The 21526-nt window shown below is 60.2% G+C and carries 14 protein-coding genes; 2 read left to right on the forward strand and 12 right to left on the reverse strand.

Annotation, left to right across the window (positions count from 1 at the left end; genetic code table 11):
- Positions 1-320 precede the first annotated feature (320 nt).
- On the reverse strand, positions 321-1217 hold the full coding sequence (locus tag F475_RS11145; protein WP_111453918.1) for a LysR family transcriptional regulator: 897 nt from the start codon (positions 1215-1217) through the stop codon (positions 321-323).
- 118 nt (positions 1218-1335) lie between these two features.
- Between F475_RS11145 and F475_RS11150 the strand changes: the two genes are divergently transcribed.
- Positions 1336-2610 (forward strand): MFS transporter, encoded by a 1275-nt coding sequence (locus tag F475_RS11150; RefSeq protein ID WP_111453919.1) that lies wholly within the window; start codon positions 1336-1338, stop codon positions 2608-2610.
- A 69-nt stretch (positions 2611-2679) separates the two neighbouring features.
- On the opposite strand, the gene hemE is transcribed toward F475_RS11150, so the two are convergent.
- From hemE to F475_RS11210, 11 genes are all read right to left on the reverse strand, one after another.
- A complete protein-coding gene (gene hemE / locus F475_RS11155; RefSeq protein WP_018928609.1) occupies positions 2680-3747 on the reverse strand; it encodes a uroporphyrinogen decarboxylase in 1068 nt (355 codons plus the stop codon).
- 233 nt (positions 3748-3980) lie between these two features.
- Positions 3981-5399: an FAD-dependent oxidoreductase gene (locus F475_RS11160; RefSeq protein WP_007936832.1), complete on the reverse strand. Its 1419-nt coding sequence runs from the start codon at positions 5397-5399 to the stop codon at positions 3981-3983.
- A gap of 33 nt (positions 5400-5432) precedes the next feature.
- Entirely contained in the window at positions 5433-9878 is a 4446-nt protein-coding gene (gltB, locus tag F475_RS11165; protein WP_064615931.1) for a glutamate synthase large subunit, read from the reverse strand.
- A gap of 614 nt (positions 9879-10492) precedes the next feature.
- Positions 10493-12106 (reverse strand): AAA family ATPase, encoded by a 1614-nt coding sequence (locus F475_RS11175; RefSeq protein WP_111453920.1) that lies wholly within the window; start codon positions 12104-12106, stop codon positions 10493-10495.
- 10 nt (positions 12107-12116) lie between these two features.
- Entirely contained in the window at positions 12117-13217 is a 1101-nt protein-coding gene (aroB, locus tag F475_RS11180; RefSeq protein ID WP_018928613.1) for a 3-dehydroquinate synthase, read from the reverse strand.
- A 150-nt stretch (positions 13218-13367) separates the two neighbouring features.
- Positions 13368-13886 carry a shikimate kinase AroK gene (gene aroK / locus F475_RS11185; RefSeq protein ID WP_019581860.1) on the reverse strand — a complete coding sequence of 173 codons (519 nt, stop codon included), beginning with the start codon at positions 13884-13886 and terminating at the stop codon, positions 13368-13370.
- 4 nt (positions 13887-13890) lie between these two features.
- A complete protein-coding gene (pilQ, locus tag F475_RS11190; protein ID WP_064615925.1) occupies positions 13891-15966 on the reverse strand; it encodes a type IV pilus secretin PilQ in 2076 nt (691 codons plus the stop codon).
- A gap of 13 nt (positions 15967-15979) precedes the next feature.
- On the reverse strand, positions 15980-16507 hold the full coding sequence (locus F475_RS11195) for a pilus assembly protein PilP (RefSeq protein ID WP_018928615.1): 528 nt from the start codon (positions 16505-16507) through the stop codon (positions 15980-15982).
- Positions 16504-17127: a type 4a pilus biogenesis protein PilO gene (gene pilO / locus F475_RS11200; protein ID WP_018928616.1), complete on the reverse strand. Its 624-nt coding sequence runs from the start codon at positions 17125-17127 to the stop codon at positions 16504-16506. The genes F475_RS11195 and pilO overlap by 4 nt, the downstream gene beginning before the upstream one ends.
- Positions 17124-17690: a PilN domain-containing protein gene (locus F475_RS11205; RefSeq protein WP_111453921.1), complete on the reverse strand. Its 567-nt coding sequence runs from the start codon at positions 17688-17690 to the stop codon at positions 17124-17126. The genes pilO and F475_RS11205 overlap by 4 nt, the downstream gene beginning before the upstream one ends.
- Entirely contained in the window at positions 17690-18754 is a 1065-nt protein-coding gene (locus F475_RS11210; protein ID WP_018928618.1) for a pilus assembly protein PilM, read from the reverse strand. The genes F475_RS11205 and F475_RS11210 overlap by 1 nt, the downstream gene beginning before the upstream one ends.
- 214 nt (positions 18755-18968) lie before the next feature.
- On the opposite strand from F475_RS11210, the gene F475_RS11215 reads away from it, so the two are divergent.
- Entirely contained in the window at positions 18969-21410 is a 2442-nt protein-coding gene (locus F475_RS11215) for a penicillin-binding protein 1A (RefSeq protein ID WP_111453922.1), read from the forward strand.
- Positions 21411-21526: the final 116 nt, after the last annotated feature.

Here is a 21526-nt window from a genome sequence, read left to right on the forward strand (position 1 = left end):
AACGCCAGAATCGACAAAGGGCGCCTTTCGGCGCCCTTTCACAAACAGGTCGGCTTGTCATCGCCCAGTACCTGCCTGGCTCTGCGATGGCTGGTTACCCAGGATCCTCAGAGTCTCACAAGCCCCTTTCGGGAACGCGGGCAGTATTGCTTGAAACTTAACGGGAGACAACGGGTGGCGACTCGCCCAACTGTGCCACCTCTGATGGCATCACAGGCCAAGAGCGTTGCGTACCGCGGCTTTGATTGCGTAAAACTCAGATAAATCACTAGGACGGATCCATTACTTGAAGTGTCCTGAGTGCGGTGATTTGCTCGCTTTCACTTCCCTTCAACCTTACGCGTCAACAACTCCACAAACGCCTTGGCCATCGGCGACTTCTGATCCTTGCGCTGCACCAGCCACACCGCCGAAATCGCCTCTGGATCGAGCAACGGCCGATACACCACGCCATCAATGCGCATCCGCTGATAAGACGCTGGCAACACCGATACCCCCAAACCCGCCGCCACCAGCCCGATGATGGTCATCGCCTCGCCCGCCTCCTGGGCAAAGTGCGGGCTGAAGCCGGCGTCCCGCGCCAGAGTGAGCAGTTGTGCGTACAGACCGCTGCCATAGCTGCGCGGGAAAAATACGAACGGCTCGAGGGCCAGAGCGGACAGGAACAGACCTTCTTCGCTGCCATCCACCAGCGGATGCTTGGAGCTGAGCACCGCCACCAATGGCTCACGCATCAGCTCCACCACGCTGAGGGAGTCCGGCAAGCCCAACGGGCGCATGATGCCGACTTCGATCGACTCGTCCACCAGCGCATCGGCCACTTGGGTGCTGCTCATTTCCCGCAGGTTCAGGTGCACCGCCGGGAAGCGCTGGCGAAATGAGAAAATCGCCTGGGGAATGGTCGAGTTGAACGGCGCCGACGAGGTGAAGCCGATCTTCAGTTCACCCAATTCACCAAGTTGTGCCCGCCGAGCCACATCCGCCGCTTTGTCGACCTGCGCCAGCGCCAGCCGCGCCTCTTCCAGAAACAGCCGACCGGCCTCACTCAGCTCGACCCGACGATTGGTCCGTTCGAACAGACGCGCCCCCACTTCCTGTTCCAGCGCCTGAATTTGCTGGCTCAGCGGCGGCTGCGAGATACCCAGCACTTGGGCGGCGCGGCCGAAATGCAGTTCTTCGGCGACGGCAATGAAGTAGCGCAGGTGACGCAATTCCATGAAAACTCCATTAGGTCGTTAAACCTATCAAACAGGTCGAACAATATATTGGATAGAAACATTAGCCAGCTATATGATTTTTTCATTGCCTAACCGGCTGCGTCCTCCGAGGTCCGAAGTGAAAACTGCTGTCGCCCCACTCGCCCATGAAATTCCGCCCGCCGCGTTGAATGATGTCGTCGCTGAACACAACGAGATCTACATCGAGAAAGGCACACCGATGTTTATGCGCACGGTGCTGGCGCTGTTTTCCGGAGGCTTCGCGACCTTTGCCTTGCTCTACTGCGTACAGCCGATGATGCCGCTGCTGTCCCGCGAGTTTTCCATCAATGCGGCCCAGAGCAGCCTGATCCTGTCGGTCGCCACCGGCATGCTGGCTATCGGATTGCTGATCACCGGCCCCATCTCCGATCGCATCGGGCGTAAACCGGTGATGGTCGCCGCACTGTTCGCCGCCGCACTGTGCACCATGGCCAGTGCGATGATGCCGAGCTGGCAAGGCGTGCTGGTGATGCGGGCGCTGGTGGGGCTATCGTTGAGCGGTCTGGCGGCGGTGGCGATGACTTACCTGAGCGAAGAGATCCACCCGCAGCACATTGGCCTGGCCATGGGCTTGTACATCGGTGGCAATGCCATCGGCGGCATGTGTGGACGCTTGATCGTCGGGGTGCTGATCGACTTCGTCAGCTGGCACACGGCAATGCTGGTCATCGGCGGCCTGGCGCTGATTGCCGCCGCGGTGTTCTGGAAAATCCTCCCCGAATCGCGCAACTTCCGCGCCCGCTCGCTGCACCCGCGTAGCCTGCTCGACGGCTTCACCATGCACTTTCGCGACGCCGGCCTGCCGCTGCTGTTTGTCGAAGCGTTCGTGCTGATGGGCGCGTTCGTTACCCTGTTCAACTACATCGGCTATCGCCTGCTGGCCGAGCCGTATCACATGGACCAGGCCTTCGTCGGGCTACTCTCGGTGGTGTACCTGTCGGGCATCTACAGCTCGGCGAAAATCGGCGCCCTGGCCGACCAGCTCGGCCGGCGCAAAGTGCTCTGGGCAACCATTGTGGTGATGCTCGCGGGCCTTGCGTTGACGATGTTTACGCCCCTGCCAGTAGTGATCTTCGGCATGCTGGTCTTCACCTTCGGCTTCTTCGGCGCGCATTCGGTGGCCAGCAGCTGGATCGGTCGTCGCGCGACCAAGGCCAAGGGGCAGGCGACGTCGTTGTACCTGTTCAGCTATTACGCCGGGTCGAGTATCGCGGGTACGGCGGGCGGTATGGCCTGGCATCTGGGTGGCTGGAACGGGATCGGGCTGTTCATCAGCGGATTGCTGGTGATTGCGCTGTTGGTGGCGTTGAAATTGGCGAAGTTGCCGCCGTTGGAGAATTTGAAAGCTTAAGGCTGCGATCTTTTTGATTTTGATGCAAAAACGCCCGGCAAATGCCGGGCGTTTTTTATCGGGCGACGATCACTCGTGATACTGCGCCGACAGCTCATGCACCGCGCGCAAGAAAGCGCCTGCGTGCTCCGGATCGACTTCCGGCGTAATGCCATGGCCGAGGTTGAACACGTGGCCGCTGCCCTTGCCGTAGCTGGCGAGAATCCGGCCGACTTCGGCGCGGATGGCTTCTGGCTTGGCGTAAAGCACGGTCGGGTCCATGTTGCCTTGCAGGGCGACTTTGTTGCCGACGCGTTGACGGGCCTCACCGATGTCGCAAGTCCAGTCCAGGCCTAGCGCATCAGCGCCGGCGTCGGCGATGCTTTCCAGCCACAGGCCGCCATTCTTGGTGAACAGGATGACCGGCACTTTGCGGCCTTCATGTTCGCGGATCAGGCCGCTGACGATTTTGCGCATGTAGGCCAGGGAGAATTCCTGGTACGCCGCCGCCGAGAGATTACCGCCCCAGGTGTCGAAGATCTGCACTGCTTGTGCGCCGGCCAGGATCTGGCCATTGAGGTACGAGGTGACCGACTGCGCAAGCTTGTCCAGCAGCAGGTGCATGGCTTGCGGGTTGTCGTAGAGCATGGCCTTGGTCTTGCGGAAGTCTTTCGACGAACCGCCTTCAACCATGTAGGTGGCCAGGGTCCATGGGCTGCCGGAAAAACCGATCAGCGGCACACGGCCGTTCAGTTCGCGGCGGATGGTGCTGACTGCGTCCATGACGTAGCCGAGGTCTTTCTGTGGATCAGGAATCGGCAAGGCTTCGATGTCAGCCAGGGTGCTGACGACTTTCTTGAAGCGTGGACCTTCACCGGTCTCGAAGTACAGGCCCTGGCCCATGGCATCGGGGATGGTCAGGATGTCGGAGAAGAGGATCGCCGCGTCCAGTTGCGGATAGCGGTCGAGCGGTTGCATCGTGACTTCGCAAGCGAACGCCGGGTTCATGCACAGGCTCATGAAGTCACCGGCCTTGGCACGGCTGGCGCGGTATTCCGGCAGGTAGCGACCGGCCTGACGCATCATCCACACTGGGGTGACGTCTACGGGTTGCTTGAGCAGGGCGCGAAGGAAACGGTCGTTCTTCAGGGCAGTCATGTCGGCATCCGGAAAAAAAGTGCGGGCATTTTCTCAGAGCGCGACGCAAAAGGCACGGCAAGAGCCGATCCTTTTGTCTATCGGGTCAATTTGTCGCGGTGAAATGCAGACTTTGCAGCACCACAAAACACTGTAGGAGCCGGCTTGCTGGCGATTCAGACGACGCGGTGTATCAGGTACACCGCGTTATCGTTCATCGCCAGCAAGCCGGCTCCTACAGGGTCAGGCGTCGATCAGACGCCCAGGTAATCCAGGATTCCTTCGGCGGCATTGCGGCCTTCGAAGATCGCCGTCACCACCAGGTCGGAACCGCGCACCATGTCACCACCGGCGAAGATTTTCGGGTTGCTGGTCTGGTGCTTGTACTGGCCTTGCTCCGGCGCCACGACGCGGCCCTGGCTGTCGGTCTGGATGCTGAACTGCTCGAACCACGACGCCGGGCTTGGACGGAAACCAAACGCGATGACCACGGCGTCGGCCGGGATGATCTCTTCGGAACCCGGGATCGGCTCGGGGCTGCGACGGCCACGGGCATCCGGCTCGCCGAGACGGGTCTCGACCACCTTCACGCCTTCGACACGGTCTTCTCCGACGATTGCGATCGGCTGGCGGTTGTAGAGGAATTTCACGCCTTCTTCCTTGGCGTTCTTCACCTCTTTGCGCGAGCCCGGCATGTTCGCTTCGTCACGACGATAGGCACAGGTCACCGCCTTGGCGCCCTGACGAATGGAGGTACGGTTGCAGTCCATCGCCGTGTCGCCGCCACCCAGCACCACCACTTTCTTGCCTTTCATGTCGACGAAATCTTCCGGCGACTTTTCAAAGCCCAGGTTGCGGTTGACGTTGGCGATCAGGAAGTCCAGCGCGTCGTGCACGCCTGGCAGGTCCTCGCCGGCGAAGCCGCCCTTCATGTAGGTGTAGGTGCCCATGCCCATGAAGACCGCATCGAATTCTTCGAGCAGTTGTTCCATGGTCACGTCCTTGCCCACTTCGGTGTTCAGGCGGAACTCGATGCCCATGCCGGTGAAGACTTCGCGGCGATTGCTCAGCACGGTCTTTTCCAGCTTGAACTCGGGAATGCCGAAGGTCAGCAGACCGCCGATTTCCGGGTTCTTGTCGAACACCACCGGCGTCACGCCGCCACGCACCAGCACGTCGGCACAGCCCAGGCCCGCAGGGCCCGCACCGATTACCGCAACACGCTTGCCAGTCGGCTTGACCTTGGACATGTCCGGGCGCCAGCCCATGGCGAACGCGGTGTCAGTGATGTACTTCTCGACCGAACCGATGGTCACTGCACCGAAACCGTCATTGAGGGTGCAGGCCCCCTCGCACAGACGATCCTGCGGGCACACCCGGCCGCAGACTTCCGGCAAGGTGTTGGTCTGGTGCGACAACTCGGCGGCCTGGAGGATGTTGCCCTCAGCCACCAATTTGAGCCAGTTGGGAATGAAGTTGTGCACCGGGCACTTCCATTCGCAATATGGGTTACCGCAGCCCAGGCAGCGGTGGGCCTGGTCGGCCGACTGCTGGGGTTTGAACGGTTCGTAGATTTCCACGAACTCTTTCTTGCGTTGACGCAACAGTTTCTTCTTCGGATCCTTGCGCCCGACATCGATGAACTGGAAGTCGTTATTCAGACGTTCAGCCATTGTTAAAACCTCATCAAACTCTTCAGGCGCATATCACTGCGGGTTGGCACGGGTGCTGGAAAGCAACGATTTCAGGTTGGCAGCCTTGGGCTTGACCAGCCAGAAACGACGCAGATAGTCATCGAGGTTTTCAGCGAGGTTACGACCCCACTCGCTGTCGGTTTCCTCGACGTATTCGTTCAGCACGCGTTGCAGGTGGCTGCGATAGGCTTCCATCGCCTCACCACTGATCCGCTGGATTTCCACCAGTTCGTGGTTGACCCGGTCAACGAAGGTGTTGTCCTGGTCGAGCACGTAGGCGAAACCACCGGTCATGCCTGAGCCGAAGTTGTAACCGGTCTTGCCCAGAACGCAGACGAAACCACCGGTCATGTACTCGCAGCAGTGATCGCCTGTGCCTTCCACCACAGTGTGAGCACCGGAGTTACGCACCGCGAAACGCTCGCCAGCGGTGCCGGCGGCGAACAGCTTGCCGCCAGTGGCGCCATACAGGCAGGTGTTGCCGATGATGGCACTGTCCTGCGTCTTGTAGAGGCTGCCTTTCGGCGGAACGATGACCAGTTTGCCGCCGGTCATGCCTTTGCCGACGTAGTCGTTTGCGTCGCCTTCCAGGTACATGTTCAGGCCACCAGCGTTCCACACGCCGAAGCTCTGACCCGCCGTCCCTTTGAAGCGGAAGGTGATCGGCGCGTTGGCCATGCCCTGGTTACCGTGTTTGCGGGCGATTTCACCGGAGATCCGCGCGCCGATGGAACGGTCGCAGTTGCAGATATCCAGGGCGAAATCGGCACCGCTCAGGTCGTTGATTGCCGAGGTGGCCATGTCGACCATTTTCTCGGCCAGCAGGCCTTTGTCGAACGGCGGGTTGCGGTCGACCTGGCAGAATTGAGGCTTGTCTGCCGGGATGTGATCGCTGCCGAGCAACGGAGTCAGGTCCAGGTGGTTCTGCTTGGCGGTCTGGCCTTCGAGGACTTCCAGCAGATCGGTACGACCGATCAGCTCTTCGAGGGAGCGCACGCCCAGCTTGGCCAGCCACTCACGGGTTTCTTCGGCGACGTAGGTGAAGAAATTCACCACCATGTCGACGGTCCCGATGTAGTGATCCTTGCGCAGCTTCTCGTTCTGAGTCGCAACGCCGGTGGCGCAGTTGTTCAGGTGGCAGATGCGCAGGTATTTGCAGCCCAGGGCGATCATTGGCGCGGTGCCGAAGCCGAAGCTTTCAGCGCCGAGAATGGCTGCCTTGATCACGTCGAGGCCGGTTTTCAGGCCACCATCGGTTTGTACCCGGACTTTGCCGCGCAGGTCGTTGCCACGCAGGGTCTGGTGGGTTTCGGCCAGGCCGAGTTCCCACGGTGCGCCCGCGTATTTGATCGAGGTCAGTGGCGATGCACCGGTGCCGCCGTCGTAGCCGGAGATGGTGATCAAGTCCGCGTAGGCCTTGGCCACACCGGCCGCGATGGTGCCGACGCCCGCTTCTGCCACCAGCTTCACCGAAACCAGCGCATTCGGGTTGACTTGTTTCAGGTCGAAAATCAGCTGCGACAAGTCTTCGATCGAATAGATGTCGTGGTGCGGCGGAGGCGAAATCAGGGTCACGCCCGGCACTGCGTAACGCAGCTTGGCGATCAGACCGTTGACCTTGCCGCCTGGCAGCTGACCACCTTCGCCGGGCTTGGCGCCCTGGGCGACTTTGATCTGCAGCACTTCGGCGTTGACCAGGTATTCCGGGGTCACACCGAAGCGGCCAGTGGCGACTTGCTTGATTTTCGAGCTCTTGATGGTGCCGTAGCGCGCCGGGTCTTCGCCGCCTTCGCCGGAGTTCGAACGCGCACCGAGGCGGTTCATGGCTTCGGCCAGGGCTTCGTGGGCTTCCGGCGACAGGGCGCCCAGCGAAATACCAGCGGAGTCGAAGCGCTTGAGCACCGACTCCAGAGGCTCGACTTCGCTGATGTCCATCGGCGTGTCGAGGGTCTTGACCTTGAGCAGGTCGCGGATCATCGACACCGGGCGGTTATCCACCAGTGACGTGTATTCCTTGAACTTGCTGTAGTCGCCCTGCTGCACTGCGGCTTGCAAGGTGTTGACCACGTCAGGGTTGTAGGCGTGATATTCGCCACCGTGGACGAACTTCAGCAGACCGCCTTGCTGGATCGGCTTGCGCGGGCTCCAGGCTTCAGCCGCCAGGGCTTTCTGCTCGGCTTCGATGTCGACGAAGCGTGCACCCTTGATGCGGCTTGGCACACCACGGAAGCTCAGTTCGCAGACTTCTTCGGACAGACCGATGGCCTCGAACAGCTGTGCACCGCGATACGACGTGATGGTCGAGATGCCCATCTTCGACAGGATCTTGAGCAGGCCCTTGGTGATGCCTTTGCGGTAGTTCTTGAACACCTCATAGAGGTCGCCCAGCACTTCACCGGTGCGGATCAGGTCACCCAGCACTTCATAGGCCAGGAACGGGTAGACCGCCGAGGCGCCGAAACCGATCAGCACCGCGAAGTGGTGTGGATCACGAGCGGTCGCGGTTTCCACCAGAATGTTGGAGTCGCAACGCAGGCCTTTTTCGGTCAGGCGATGGTGCACGGCACCGGTCGCCAGCGAAGCGTGGATCGGCAGCTTGCCCGGAGCAATGTGACGGTCACTCAGTACGACCTGGGTGCGACCGGCGCGAACGGCTTCTTCAGCCTGATCGGCGACGTTACGCACCGCGGCTTCGAGACCGACACTCTCGTCATAGTTGAGGTCGATGATCTGACGCTCGAAGCCTGGGCGATCGAGGTTCATCAGCGAGCGCCACTTGGCCGGAGAAATGACCGGCGAGCTGAGGATCACGCGCGAGGCGTGTTCCGGCGACTCCTGGAAGATGTTGCGCTCGGCACCGAGGCAGACTTCCAGCGACATGACGATGGCTTCGCGCAGCGGGTCGATCGGCGGGTTGGTGACCTGCGCGAACTGCTGACGGAAATAGTCGTACGGCGTGCGCACGCGCTGGGACAGCACGGCCATCGGCGTATCGTCGCCCATCGAGCCGACGGCTTCGTAGCCTTGCTCGCCGAGCGGACGCAGCACCTGGTCGCGCTCTTCGAACGTGACCTGGTACATCTTCATGTACTGCTTGAGCTGGTCGACGTCGTAGAACGCTGAACCGTGGTCGTTGTCTTCCATGGTCGCCTGAATGCGCAGGGCATTCTTGCGCAGCCATTGCTTGTACGGATGACGGGACTTCAAGCGGTTGTCGATGGCGTCGGTGTCGAGGATCTGACCGGTTTCGGTGTCCACGGCAAAGATCTGGCCCGGGCCGACACGCCCCTTGGCGATCACGTCCTCAGGCTGGTAGTTCCAGACACCGATTTCCGAGGCCAGGGTGATGAAACCGTTCTTGGTGGTCACCCAACGCGCCGGCCGCAGGCCGTTACGGTCGAGCAGGCACACCGCGTAGCGACCGTCGGTCATTACTACGCCAGCCGGGCCGTCCCACGGTTCCATGTGCATCGAGTTGTATTCGTAGAACGCACGCAGATCCGGGTCCATGGTTTCGACGTTCTGCCACGCAGGCGGGATGATCATCCGCACGCCACGGAACAGGTCGATGCCACCGGTGACCATCAGCTCGAGCATGTTGTCCATGCTGGAGGAGTCGGAACCGACACGGTTCACCAGCGGGCCGAGTTCATCCAGATCCATCAGATCATTGGTGAACTTGGTGCGACGGGCCTGCGCCCAGTTGCGGTTGCCGGTGATGGTGTTGATTTCGCCGTTGTGGGCAAGGAAGCGGAACGGCTGCGCCAGCGGCCATTTCGGCAGCGTGTTGGTCGAAAAGCGCTGGTGGAACACGCAGATCGAAGTTTGCAGGCGTTGGTCGCTCAGGTCTGGATAGAAGGCGGTCAAATCCGCCGGCATCATCAGGCCTTTGTAAATAATGGTCTTGTGGGAAAAGCTGCAGATGTAGTGATCGACATCGGCGGCGTTGGCCACGGACGAACGACGACGGGCGCTGAACAGCTTGATCGCCATGTCCTGATCGCTCAGGCCTTCACCACCGACGAACACTTGCTCGATCAGCGGCAGGCGCTCGAGGGCCAGGCGGCCGAGGACGCTGGTGTCGATCGGCACTTTGCGCCAGCCGACCAGGGTCAGGCCTTCGGCCAGGATTTCGCGGTTCATGTTCTCGCGAGCGGCTTCGGCTTTCACCGGATCCTGGTTGAAGAAGACCATGCCCACGGCATATTGCTTGGGCAGTTCGACGCCGAAGGTTTCCTGGGCGATGGCACGCAGGAACACATCCGGCTTTTGAATCAGCAGACCGCAACCGTCACCGGTCTTGCCGTCGGCGTTGATCCCACCGCGGTGGGTCATGCAGGTCAGGGCCTCAATGGCCGTTTGCAAAAGGGTATGACTGGGCTCGCCCTGCATATGGGCTATCAGGCCAAAACCGCAGTTATCCTTGAATTCATCTGGTTGGTACAGACCTGCTTTCATAGACACTTTCTCACCAGGCTGCCTCTTATCGAGGCAAATTTCTTTTCAATTCAACCAGTTACCATCCGCGCCGAACGTACGCCAGCTTTGCGGGGGCAAAAGGGAGGTCATTGTACACACCGACACAGAGGCTCACAAATTTGACGACGAAATGTCGCAAATCCATGTCGCATTTGTGAAAGGTTTAAAGCGATATGCTGTGCTAGTCAAAACTTTTTTAATTTTGACCGCAGCGACTCAAAGACTACTGTGACGCAGACACCACAAGGCACGCGGCCGCAGGGACTGTTGGCGCTTGCTGGCGAACCGCGTTGCACGCCAACGTGCGCGAGGCAAGGCGCGGGATGCTGCCAATGGTTGTTCCCTTGGCAAATCCCGCAACGCAGCCTCGCGCACGTTGGCGCGCAACCCGAAGGGACGCGCCCCATTTGACGCTGGGCAGCGTTGCTCGGAACTTATTTGGAAAAACCAAACAGCGTTCCTCGCGCCTCGCCCAGCGTCAAATGGGGCTGCGTCGCGGTCGTCAGCAAGCGCCAACAGTCCCTGGAGGCGGCATGCGCTTGTAGAAATTTTGAGGTGCTTGGAGAGGCGGCCTGGGTAAGGCCGCCGAATCTTCAGCGAGTTGTTGCCAGTTCCTGTTGGACGCTGGCGACAGTGCGAGGCCAAGGTTTACCAGCCTGAACCTTCGCTGGCAAGGCCTTGATGGCAGTAACGGCTGCATCGCGGTTGGCGAAGCTACCGTAGGTGATGACGTAAAGCGGCTTGCCGTTGAGCACTTTCTTGAAATAACGGTACTCGCCGCCCTGCTCCTTGACGAAGTTTTGCGCGGTCGATTCGGAGCTGGTGCCAAGGATCTGCACTACATAGCTGCCCGGTGCCTGGCCTGCGTACCAGCTGCCACCAGCGGCTTTGGCCACGGTAGCTGGCTTCTCGGCGGGTTTGGCCACGACGGCCGGCTTGGCGGGCGCTGGAGCCGGTTTGGCAGCCGGTGCAGGCGCTGGCGCTGGCTTGGCCACAGGCGCGACAGGCTTGGCGGTCGCGACTTGAGTCGGCGCAGGCGTCGGCTTGGCAGCCGGTGTCGGCGCGGGCCCCGCTGGAACGCCTGCCGGTGGCGCAGTGGTGGTCACGGTCGGCGGTGTGGCGCTGGAGCCTTCGACCGGTACGCCATCATCGCCTTCGGTAATGCCTCCAGCCGCTTCGGCCAACGGACCACGCATCACTGGCTGCGAGTTACCGACCAACGGCAATGGCATCGGTTGCGTATTACCGGCGAACTCCACGGAGGGAGCGCCTGCACTGTTAGGTTTTGGCGTGCCCTGGCCCAGCGGCAGTTGTGCCTGTTCGTTGGCAGGCGCGCCGGTGGTCGGTGCTTTGTTGCGACCTGGCATCAACCAGGCGGCAGCTACCGCGACCACGACGACGGCGGAAATTGCCAATACGTGTTTCTTCGGCATGTTGAACCCCATACTTGGACGCTTGACCGCTGAGCGGCTGGCAATCATGGCTTCGATCATTGCATCGCGGGCGACCTGGTTGATGTTGCCAGGCCAACCGTCGGAGCTTTCGTGAATATCAGAGATCTGATCCGCGGTGAAAAGTTCGATTCCCCGGCCAGCACCTTCAAGACGCTGATCCAGATATTCGCGGGTTTCTTCTTCGGTGTAGGGCTGCAATTCGATGACGTGAAAACGCTCTTCCTCGAGGCTCAGCGCATCAAGTTGAGCAATCAGCGAGGACTCACCGAACAGGAATACATGCGGACGACCTTCCGGCGCGCCGGCAGCCAGGGCCAACAAGGCTTCCAGTGCAGACTCGTCGAGTTGCTCGGCGTCATCCACCAGCAAATAGACTTCCTGCCCCGTGAGCGCAAGCTGCACCACTTCAGCCAGGATCGCACCGATCTCGGCCTGAGCAACGTCCAGCGCCTGAGCCACTTGATTCAGCACGCCAGCGGCGTCGCCGGCGCCACGGGCGGAAACCACCACGCTCTGCACTGACTGTTTGTTGGTGCTGGCTACCAGGGCCTGACGCAACAGGGTTTTGCCGCTGCCTTGCGGACCGGTGACCACCAGCAGCAACTGGCTGTAGCGAGCCAGGTGGTGCAACTGGCCCAGCACCGGCTTGCGCTGGGCCGGGAAGAATTTGAAGCCAGGCACCCGTGGAGCGAAAGGGTCATGACTTAACTGGTAATGGCCGAGGAAAGCCTCGTCGGCATGCAAACTAGTCATCGGGATCTTATTAACCTTTAAGCTGAGCCAGGGCGCGGTAATCCGCTCCCAGCGTGGCCTGTAAAACCTCTTTCGGATAATCGTCGGTCACCACCGCTTCGCCCATGTGGCGCAGCAGCACCAGGCGCAAACGACCGTCGATCACTTTCTTGTCAATTGCCATGTGTTCGAGAAAATCTGCTTCGGTCATCTCTTCCGGCGGGATGACCGGCAGGCCGGCGCGCTGGAACAGGCGAATACCGCGATTACGCTCCTCTTCGCTGATCCAGCCCAGCCGCGCGGACATCTCCAGAGCCATCACGGTGCCAGCAGCGACTGCTTCACCATGCAACCAGACACCATAGCCCATATGGGTTTCGATCGCGTGGCCGAAGGTATGCCCCAGGTTCAACGTGGCACGCACGCCGGTCTCTTTCTCGTCGGCACCCACCACTGCCGCCTTGGCCGCACAGGAACGTTCGATAGCGTAAGTCAGGGCGGCCTGGTCCAGGGCGCGCAGGCGATCGACGTTTTCTTCGAGCCAGGTCAGGAATGGCTCGTCACAGATCAGCCCGTACTTGATGACTTCCGCCAGCCCGGCAGACAGTTCGCGGGCCGGCAGTGTATTGAGGGTGGCGGTATCGATCAGCACCACGTTGGGCTGATAGAAGGCGCCGACCATGTTCTTGCCCAGCGGATGATTGATCCCGGTCTTGCCGCCCACCGAAGAATCTACTTGCGACAGCAACGTGGTCGGCACCTGGATGAAATCGACGCCCCGCTGGTAGCAGGCCGCGGCAAAACCGGCCATGTCACCGATCACGCCGCCACCGAGGGCAATCACCGTGGTGCGACGGTCGTGCCGAGCAGTCAGCAAGCCATCGAAAATCAGTTGCAGGGTTTCCCAGGTCTTGAAGGCTTCGCCATCGGGCAGCACCACGGAAATGACCGAGAACTGCGCCAGACTGCGGGTCAGACGCTCGAGGTAGAGCGGCGCGACGGTCTCGTTGGAGATGATCGCCACCTGCCGCCCGCGGATATGCGGGGCTAGCAGCTCAGGCTTATCCAACAAACCTTCGCCAATATGAATCGGGTAGCTGCGCTCGCCTAGATCGACCTTGAGTGTCTGCATGTGTCCCCACAGTGAAGATGGAATCAGGCGTCCTGCCTTGAGTTTACGAATTCCATGGCGTCTGCTGGTGTGACGCCGTCCGGTAGTCATCCGCCACAACCTTGAGCGGCTGCGACAGGACGCCGAGGATAGCGCATTTCGCCCCGTGCATTAACGGGGCGGCAGCTGCTGCAAGCGTTCGAGAATATCGAGCACCACCATCCGCGGTGGCCGCTCATCGGTTTCCACCACCAGGTCGGCGATTTCCCGATACAGCGGGTCACGGATCGCAAGCAAGTCCCGCAGGGTCTTGGCCGGATCGGCGGTACGCAGCAGTGGCCGATTGCGATCGCGAGCCGTTCGGCCCACTTGCTGCTCGACAGACGCGTGCAGATAGACCACCCGACCACCGGCGTGCAGCGCCCGACGATTGGCCTCGCGCATTACCGCTCCGCCACCGGTCGCCAACACCACGCCGTCGGACGCGCACAGCTCGGCAATCATCGCCTGCTCGCGGTCACGAAAGCCCGGTTCGCCTTCTTTATCGAAAATCCACGGGATATTGGCGCCCGTGCGCAATTCAATTTCCTTATCGGAATCTTTGAACGGCAGGCGCAGCTCTTTGGCCAGCAACCGGCCGATGGTGCTTTTTCCAGCCCCCATCGGTCCAACAAGAATCAAATTTCGCACAGAATCAATGACTCACAGCAATCGCCTGATTGTTCATGATACGCGGAGTGAGAAATACCAGCAGCTCGGATTTTTTCTCCGAAACCACGTCACGCCGGAAAAGGCGGCCAAGATACGGTACATCACCGAGAAATGGCACCTTATCTACAACCTTGCTCTGAGTATTTGAGAAAACCCCACCAATCACGATGGTCTCGCCGTCGTTGACCAATACCTTGGCGTTGACCTCGTTTTTCTTGATCGGCGGTACATCCTGCACTTTGTTCAGGTAGTCCGGTTCGTCCTTGGTGACCTTGACCTCCATGATGATGCGGTTGTCCGGGGTGATCTGCGGCGTCACTTCCAGGGACAGCGAGGCCTCCTTGAACGACACCGAAGTGGCACCGCTGGAGCTGGCTTCCTGATAGGGGATTTCGGTGCCCTTGAGGATTTTCGCGGTTTCCTTGTCTGACGTGACCACCTTGGGCTGCGAGACGATTTCCCCGTTGCCGGTTTTTTCCATGGCCGTCAGCTCAAGGTCCAGCAGCACATTGTCGGTAATGAAGGCGATGCCGATCCCCGAGGTGTTGGAGGAAGTCCCAAGGTCGACGAACGGCGAGTTGGTGCTGGTGCTGCCCGGCGTGCCGACGGTGGTCGAAGAGCCGTTGACCCCGGAGCCGTTCCAATTACCCTTCTGCACCGAACCGCCCCAGCGCACGCCGAGGCTTTTGTCGTAATCGACGTTGGCTTCAACGATGCGCGCCTCGATCATCACCTGACGCACTGGAATATCCAGCTGTGCAACGATGCGACGCAGCTCGTCGAGGCGGTCCTGGGTCTGGTAGGCAATGATGTTGTTGGTCCGCTCATCGACAGTGATTGAACCGCGCTCGTCGACTTTCGCCTCGGCGCTGGTCACCGACTGGAACAGCTTGGCGATATCGGCAGCCTTGGCGTAGTTGACCTGCAACAGCTCGCGACGCAGAGGCGCCAGTTCGGCGATTTGTTTCTGCGACTCCAGCTCCTGACGCTCCCGGGCGGCGATTTCATCGGCCGGCGCCACCAGCAACACATTGCCAATCTTGCGCTTATCCAGGCCTTTGGTTTTCAACACCAGGTCCAGCGCCTGATCCCACGGCACATTCTGCAGGCGCAACGTGATGCCGCCCTGCACCGTGTCACTGGCCACCAGATTGAGGTTGGTGAAATCGGCGATCAATTGCAGCACCGAGCGCACATCGATGTCCTGGAAATTCAACGAGAGCTTTTCGCCGCTGTAGGCAAAACGTTCGGCGTTGCGTTTTTGCAAGTCATCGACAGTCATCGGCCGGATGCTGATGGTCAGTTTGTTATCGGTCTGGTAGGTCGAATAATCGAAGGCGCCGCTGGGCTCGATGCTGATGATGGCCCGGTCGCCCGTGGCGCTGGCGTTGACGAACTGCACCGGGGTAGCGAAATCCTTGACGTCGAGGCGTACGCGCAACCGCTCAGGCAATTGGGTTTTGGTGAAGCCGACGATGATCTTGCCATCGCGCTCCTGAATGTCCGGGGCAATGGATGGATCCGACAGATCGATAACCACGTTACCTTCACCCTGGGTGCCGCGCTGGAAATCCACGCCACGAATAGCCTTGCCCACGGGAGCACTGGCTCTGGCGGGTGCGGGTACCGCCGTGGCCGCGCGTGGTGCGCTGGCAATCGGTTTGGACGCCTTGTTACCGGCCGCCTGCCCGACGACCACGAACAGGTTGTTGCCTTCGACACGTGCGCTATACGGAGTCAGTTGAGTCAGACCGATGATCAGCCGCGTGCGGTCCTTGGCTTCCACCACCGTGGCGCTGCGGGCATTGCCACCGCCCAGGTCACGACTCTTGTTCGCCAGCTGGCTGGTAACTCCCGGCAAATCCAGCGCAATCCGCGCAGGCTGCTCAGTCGTATAGCCATGCGGCTGCGGTGGCGGCCCGTCGAACGACAACTTCAGCTCGACACGGTCACCAGGCAGCGCGGCGACATCCAGCGCTTTGAGGTTGGCCGCCTGTACCAACGGCGACAGAAACGCTATCCATAGCGAAATACCGAAGGTTGAGAAAATCCTGTTCATTGTTCGAGTTCCACTATGAGTGCTCTTTCAAAGGGATGGTCCGCGGCCGCTCCAGCCAGGCGCCTTCGCCATCGGGAACGATTTCGACCACATCGACTTGCGAAGCGCTGATGGCGACGATCCGTCCATCATTACGTCCCAGGTAATCGCCGACTTTCAGCCGATGCACACCGCCCGCCCCACGCAGCAGCGCAAAGGAGCCGGAGGCATTGGAGATTGTGCCGACCATTTCAAATTGTTCGATGTTGAAGCCTTCGAGGTACTGCTTGACCCGGTTGGGGTCGGGCTTGACGTTGCGCGAGCCGTGCTTCTGGCCAGCCAGATCGACTCTGACCTGCCGGGAGAACGGGCTGCGCAGGTTGGCAGCGCTGTAGGTGAATGTCGGATAAGACTGGAATGTCGGCGTTGGTTCAATCTTGCCGGGCGCTCGCAGGCGCACTTCGTTCAGGTAGGCGTCTATGTCGCTGAAACCATTGTCACCGCCACAACCGGCCAGGACGACCAGACACATCACCATCGACAGGCAACGAATCGGGTTCATTTCTGCAACCCCTTGTCGTTGTAGCGGTAGGTCTTGGCAAGGATGCTCATGCGCAACTTCGGACCGCCTTCGGGATTGGCCGGCACCAAGTCGAAATCATGCAGGGTGACGATCCGCGGCAACCCCGCCACGCCGCTGACGAAAGTGGCCAGGTCGTGATAGGCGCCGGTGACGGTGATCTGGATAGGGAGTTCGATGTAGAACTGCTGGGTGACCTCCGGCAGCAGCTTGATCTCTTCGAACTCCAGGCCACTGCCCAGGCCGGTGCGGGTGATGTCCTCCAGCAGACCGGGCACTTCGGTGTCGCTGGGCAATTGCCGTAATAGCATGCCGAAGGAGTTCTCCATTTCCTTCATCTGCTGGGTATACAGCTCAAGATTGGCCGCCATGTGGGCTTTGGTCGCAAACTGCTCCTTGAGCGTCGACTCCTCCTCACGCTTGAGTTCCAGGTGGCTTTCCAGGTCGCTGATCAGGAAGCTATAGCCCAGAGCCATCACCAGCACCATCAGCAGAACACTCGCAAGAACCTTGATCGCCCTTGGCCAGGAACCCATGTTGTTGGTGTCCAGATCGCTGATGTCGATCTGGCGCAACCCTTCGAGCCATTCGGACAGCCTCATTTAGCCACCCCCACAATTGCCGGCTGAGTCTGACGGACGGTCAACTGAAAAATATTGGCCTGATCCAGCTGACCGGCGGTGGTCGCTTTGACTTCCGTGAGATTGGGCGCATCAAACCAGTCGGATGCATCTAGATTGCGCATCAAATCCGAAACACGATTGTTGGACTCCGCCGCGCCGGTGATGGACAAGGTCTTGCCGACCATTTTCACTTCGGTGAAATACACGCCGTCCGGCAAGGTGCGCGCCAACTGATCGAAGATCCTCCCGCTGATCGGCCGGTTGCCTTGCAGGTCCTGGATGATGCGCATACGCTCAACGAGCTGCTGGCGACGAGCCTTCAGATCGCTGATCTGTTTGATCCGTTCGTCGACCACGGCAATCTGCTTGGCGATGTAATCGTTACGCGCGACTTGTCGATCAATGGCGCTGTTAATGACCTGGTCCGTGATCAGCAGTGCCCCCACCGACCCTGCCAGCACACCGGCCAACGCCAGCAAAAAGCGTTTGCGCCGCGCTTCGCGCAACTCTTCACGCCAGGGTAAAAGATTGATCCGTGCCATCAGTCGAAACTCCTGAGGGCCAGCCCGCAGGCGATCATCAGTGCCGGCGCATCGCTCGCCAGGGCACTGGCGTTGACCCTGCTGCTCAGGGTCATGTCGGAGAATGGGTTAGCGACCTGGGTCGGCGTACCCAGACGCTGCTCGATCAACCGATCCAGCCCTGGGACCGAGGCAGTGCCGCCGGCCAGGAGAATGTGATCGACCGAGCTGTATTGGCCGGAGGCAAAGAAAAACTGCAATGAGCGCGATACTTGTTGCACCAACGCATCCCGAAACGGCTGCAAGACCTCACTGACGTAATCGTCCGGCAAACCGCCCTGTTTCTTCGCCAACCCTGCCTGCTCGACCGTCAGGCCATAACGGCGCTGGATTTCTTCCGTCAGTTGTCGGCCGCCGAACAATTGTTCGCGGGTGTAGATGATCCGCCCATTATTCAACACGCTCAGGGTGGTCATGGTGGCGCCGATATCGACTACCGCCACGGTCAGATGCTCCTGAGAGGCGGCCAGCTGGGTTGCCAGCAAGCCGAACGCTCGCTCCAGGGCATAGGCTTCGACATCGACTACTCGCGCGGTCAGCCCGGCCAGGGCCAGGGCGGCTTCACGAACCTCGACGTTTTCCTTGCGACAGGCGGCCAGCAGCACATTGACCCGCTCGGGGTTGCGCACTGACGCGCCCTGCACTTCAAAGTCGATCGCCACTTCATCCAGCGGATACGGGATGTACTGATCGGCCTCGATCTTCAGTTGGTTTTCCATCTCGTCGTCGGAAAGACCGGCGTCCATCTCGATGGTCTTGGTGATCACCGCCGAGCCGGCGACCGCCACGGCGACGTTCCTCTGACTGGTTTTGGCCTTAAGCAGCACGCGCGCAAGGGCCTGCCCCACGCCTTCGAGCTCGGCAATATTTTTTTCGACCACGGCACTGGCGGGCAGCGGCTCGACCGCATAGGCCTCGACCCGATAACGGTCGCCTTGGCGGCTTAACTCCAACAGCTTCACCGACGTAGAGCTGATGTCGATCCCCAGAAGCGCATTGGTTTTTTTATTGAAGAGTCCTAGCACTACCAATTCCCTATGACTATCCGTGAGTTACGGACTCTGTAATATCCATTGCGTTCAATACCCCCCGTCTTGACAGAAGCGCAAATGACGCTCCCTGCGGAAAAATGCTTATAATGCCGAGCGTTTTTCCGCTTTCACTGCAAGCGCGGGTCATTCTCTTTATAGCCTGAACCCTGATGCCTAATTCATTCTTTGCCCTGGATATCCAAAAGCCTTGATTCGTCTGCTGAAATTCTTCGGTTGGTCCATCGTCGCCGTTTTCTGCGGACTGCTCCTGGGTCTGAGCGGCGCCTTTCTTTACCTTAGCCCTGGATTGCCATCTGTGGAGGCGCTGAGAAGCATTCAGTTGCAGATTCCTTTGCGGGTGTACAGCAGCGACAACAAGTTGATCGCAGAATTTGGCGAAATGCGCCGTACGCCGATCCGTTTCGCCGACATTCCCCCCAATTTCATTAATGCGTTACTAAGTGCTGAAGACGACAATTTCGCCAACCACTACGGCGTCGATCCCAGCAGCCTGATGCGTGCCGCCACCCAGCTGGTAAAGAGCGGACACATTCAGTCCGGCGGCAGCACCATCACCATGCAGGTGGCGAAGAACTTCTTCCTGAGCAGCGAACGCAGCTTCTCGCGCAAAACCACCGAAATCCTCCTGGCCCTGCAGATCGAACGGCAGCTGACCAAGGACGAAATCCTCGAGCTGTACGTCAACAAGATTTATCTGGGCAACCGCGCCTATGGCATCGAGGCAGCGGCGCAGGTCTATTACGGCAAGTCGATTCGTGACGTCAGCCTGGCGCAGATGGCGATGATCGCCGGTCTGCCAAAAGCCCCGTCGCGCTTCAACCCGCTGGCCAACCCGGCCCGCAGCAAGGAGCGTCGCGACTGGATCCTGGGGCGCATGTACAAGCTCGGCAAGATCACCGAAGCCGACTACACCGCGGCGATCAACGAACCGCTGAACGCCAGCTATCACGTGCCGACTCCGGAAGTGAACGCACCGTACGTCGCCGAAATGGCCCGCGCCGAAATGGTCGGTCGCTATGGCAGCGATGCGTACACCGAAGGTTTCCGCGTCACCACCACGGTGCCGAGCGATTTGCAGGAAATGGCCAACAGCGCGGTTCACGAAGGCTTGATGACCTACGATCAACGGCACGGTTATCGCGGCCCCGAGTCACGCCTGCCGGGTAAAACCCGAGAGGCCTGGACCCAGGAACTGACCAAGCAGCGGACCATCAGCAGCCTGGAGCCGGCGATCGTGACCCAGGTCGACAAGAACGGCGTGCAGGTGCTGACCCGCACCGGCGAAGAACACGTTGCCTGGGACACCATGAAGTGGGCCCGTCCGTTCCTGAACACCAACAGCATGGGCGCCAATCCGAAGCAGCCGTCGGACGTCGCGCAGGTCGGCGATCTGATTCGCGTACAACGTCAGCCGGACAATTCGCTCAAATTCAGCCAGATTCCGCAGGCCCAGGGCGCACTGGTGTCCCTCGATCCGCAGAACGGTGCCATTCGTTCCCTGGTCGGCGGTTTTGCCTTCGAGCAGAGCAACTACAACCGCGCCATGCAGGCCAAGCGCCAGCCAGGTTCGAGCTTCAAGCCGTTCGTCTATAGTGCCGCCCTGGATAACGGCTACACCGCCGCCAGCCTGGTGAACGACGCACCGATCGTGTTCGTCGACGAGTACCTGGACAAGGTCTGGCGCCCGAAGAACGACACCAACACCTTCCTCGGCCCTATCCGCATGCGTGAAGCGCTCTACAAGTCGCGCAACCTGGTATCGATCCGCCTGCTGCAAGCGCTGGGCGTCGACCGCACCATCGACTACATCAGCAAGTTCGGCTTCAACAAGCAGGACCTGCCACGCAACCTGTCCCTGGCATTGGGCACCGCGACCCTGACGCCAATGGAGATCGCCACTGGCTGGAGCACCTTCGCCAACGGCGGCTACAAGATTTCCCCGTATATCATCGACAAGATTGAAAGCCGCAACGGCGACACACTGTTCGTTGCCAACCCGCCGAGCGTTCCGAAAGGCAACGTAGTCAGCGACGGCATCGCCGTGCCGGCCGCCAATACCTTCACCGTCAACGCCATCCCAGGCGAAGCGCCGGGCGCCCAGCCAGTGTCACAAGCGCCAGCGGTGGCCGAACGTATCATCGATGGTCGCACCACCTACATCCTCAACAGCATGCTTGAGGACGTGATCAAACTCGGTACTGGCCGTCGTGCGCTGGCCTTGGGCCGCAGTGACATTGCGGGCAAGACCGGCACCACCAACGAATCCAAGGACGCCTGGTTCTCCGGCTACAACGCCGATTACGTGACCACCGTCTGGACCGGCTTCGACCAACCGGAAAGCCTGGGTAAACGCGAGTTCGGCGGCACCGTCGCCCTGCCGATCTGGATGAACTACATGGGCGCTGCCCTCAAAGGCAAGCCAGCCCATACCCAGCCGGAACCTGAAGGCATCCTTAGCCTGCGGGTCGACCCGGTCAGCGGTCGTGCAGCCACCCCAAGCACGCCAGGCGCCTACTTTGAGCTGTTCAAGGCCGAAGATACGCCACCGTCGGTGAACGAGCTGGGTAACGGCAATGTGCCGGGCAGCCCGCTACCAGCGGACGAAGCGGCGCCGATCGATTTGTTCTGATCGCCGCAACACCAAAAAGCCCCGCCTTCGAAAGAAGTGCGGGGCTTTTTATTGCCTGCCTGCAAACCACTCAGATACAAAAAAGCCCCGACTCAGAATGAGCCGGGGCCTTTGGT

The sequence above is a fragment of the Pseudomonas sp. URMO17WK12:I6 genome, from assembly GCF_003253625.1.
Lineage (GTDB): Bacteria > Pseudomonadota > Gammaproteobacteria > Pseudomonadales > Pseudomonadaceae > Aquipseudomonas.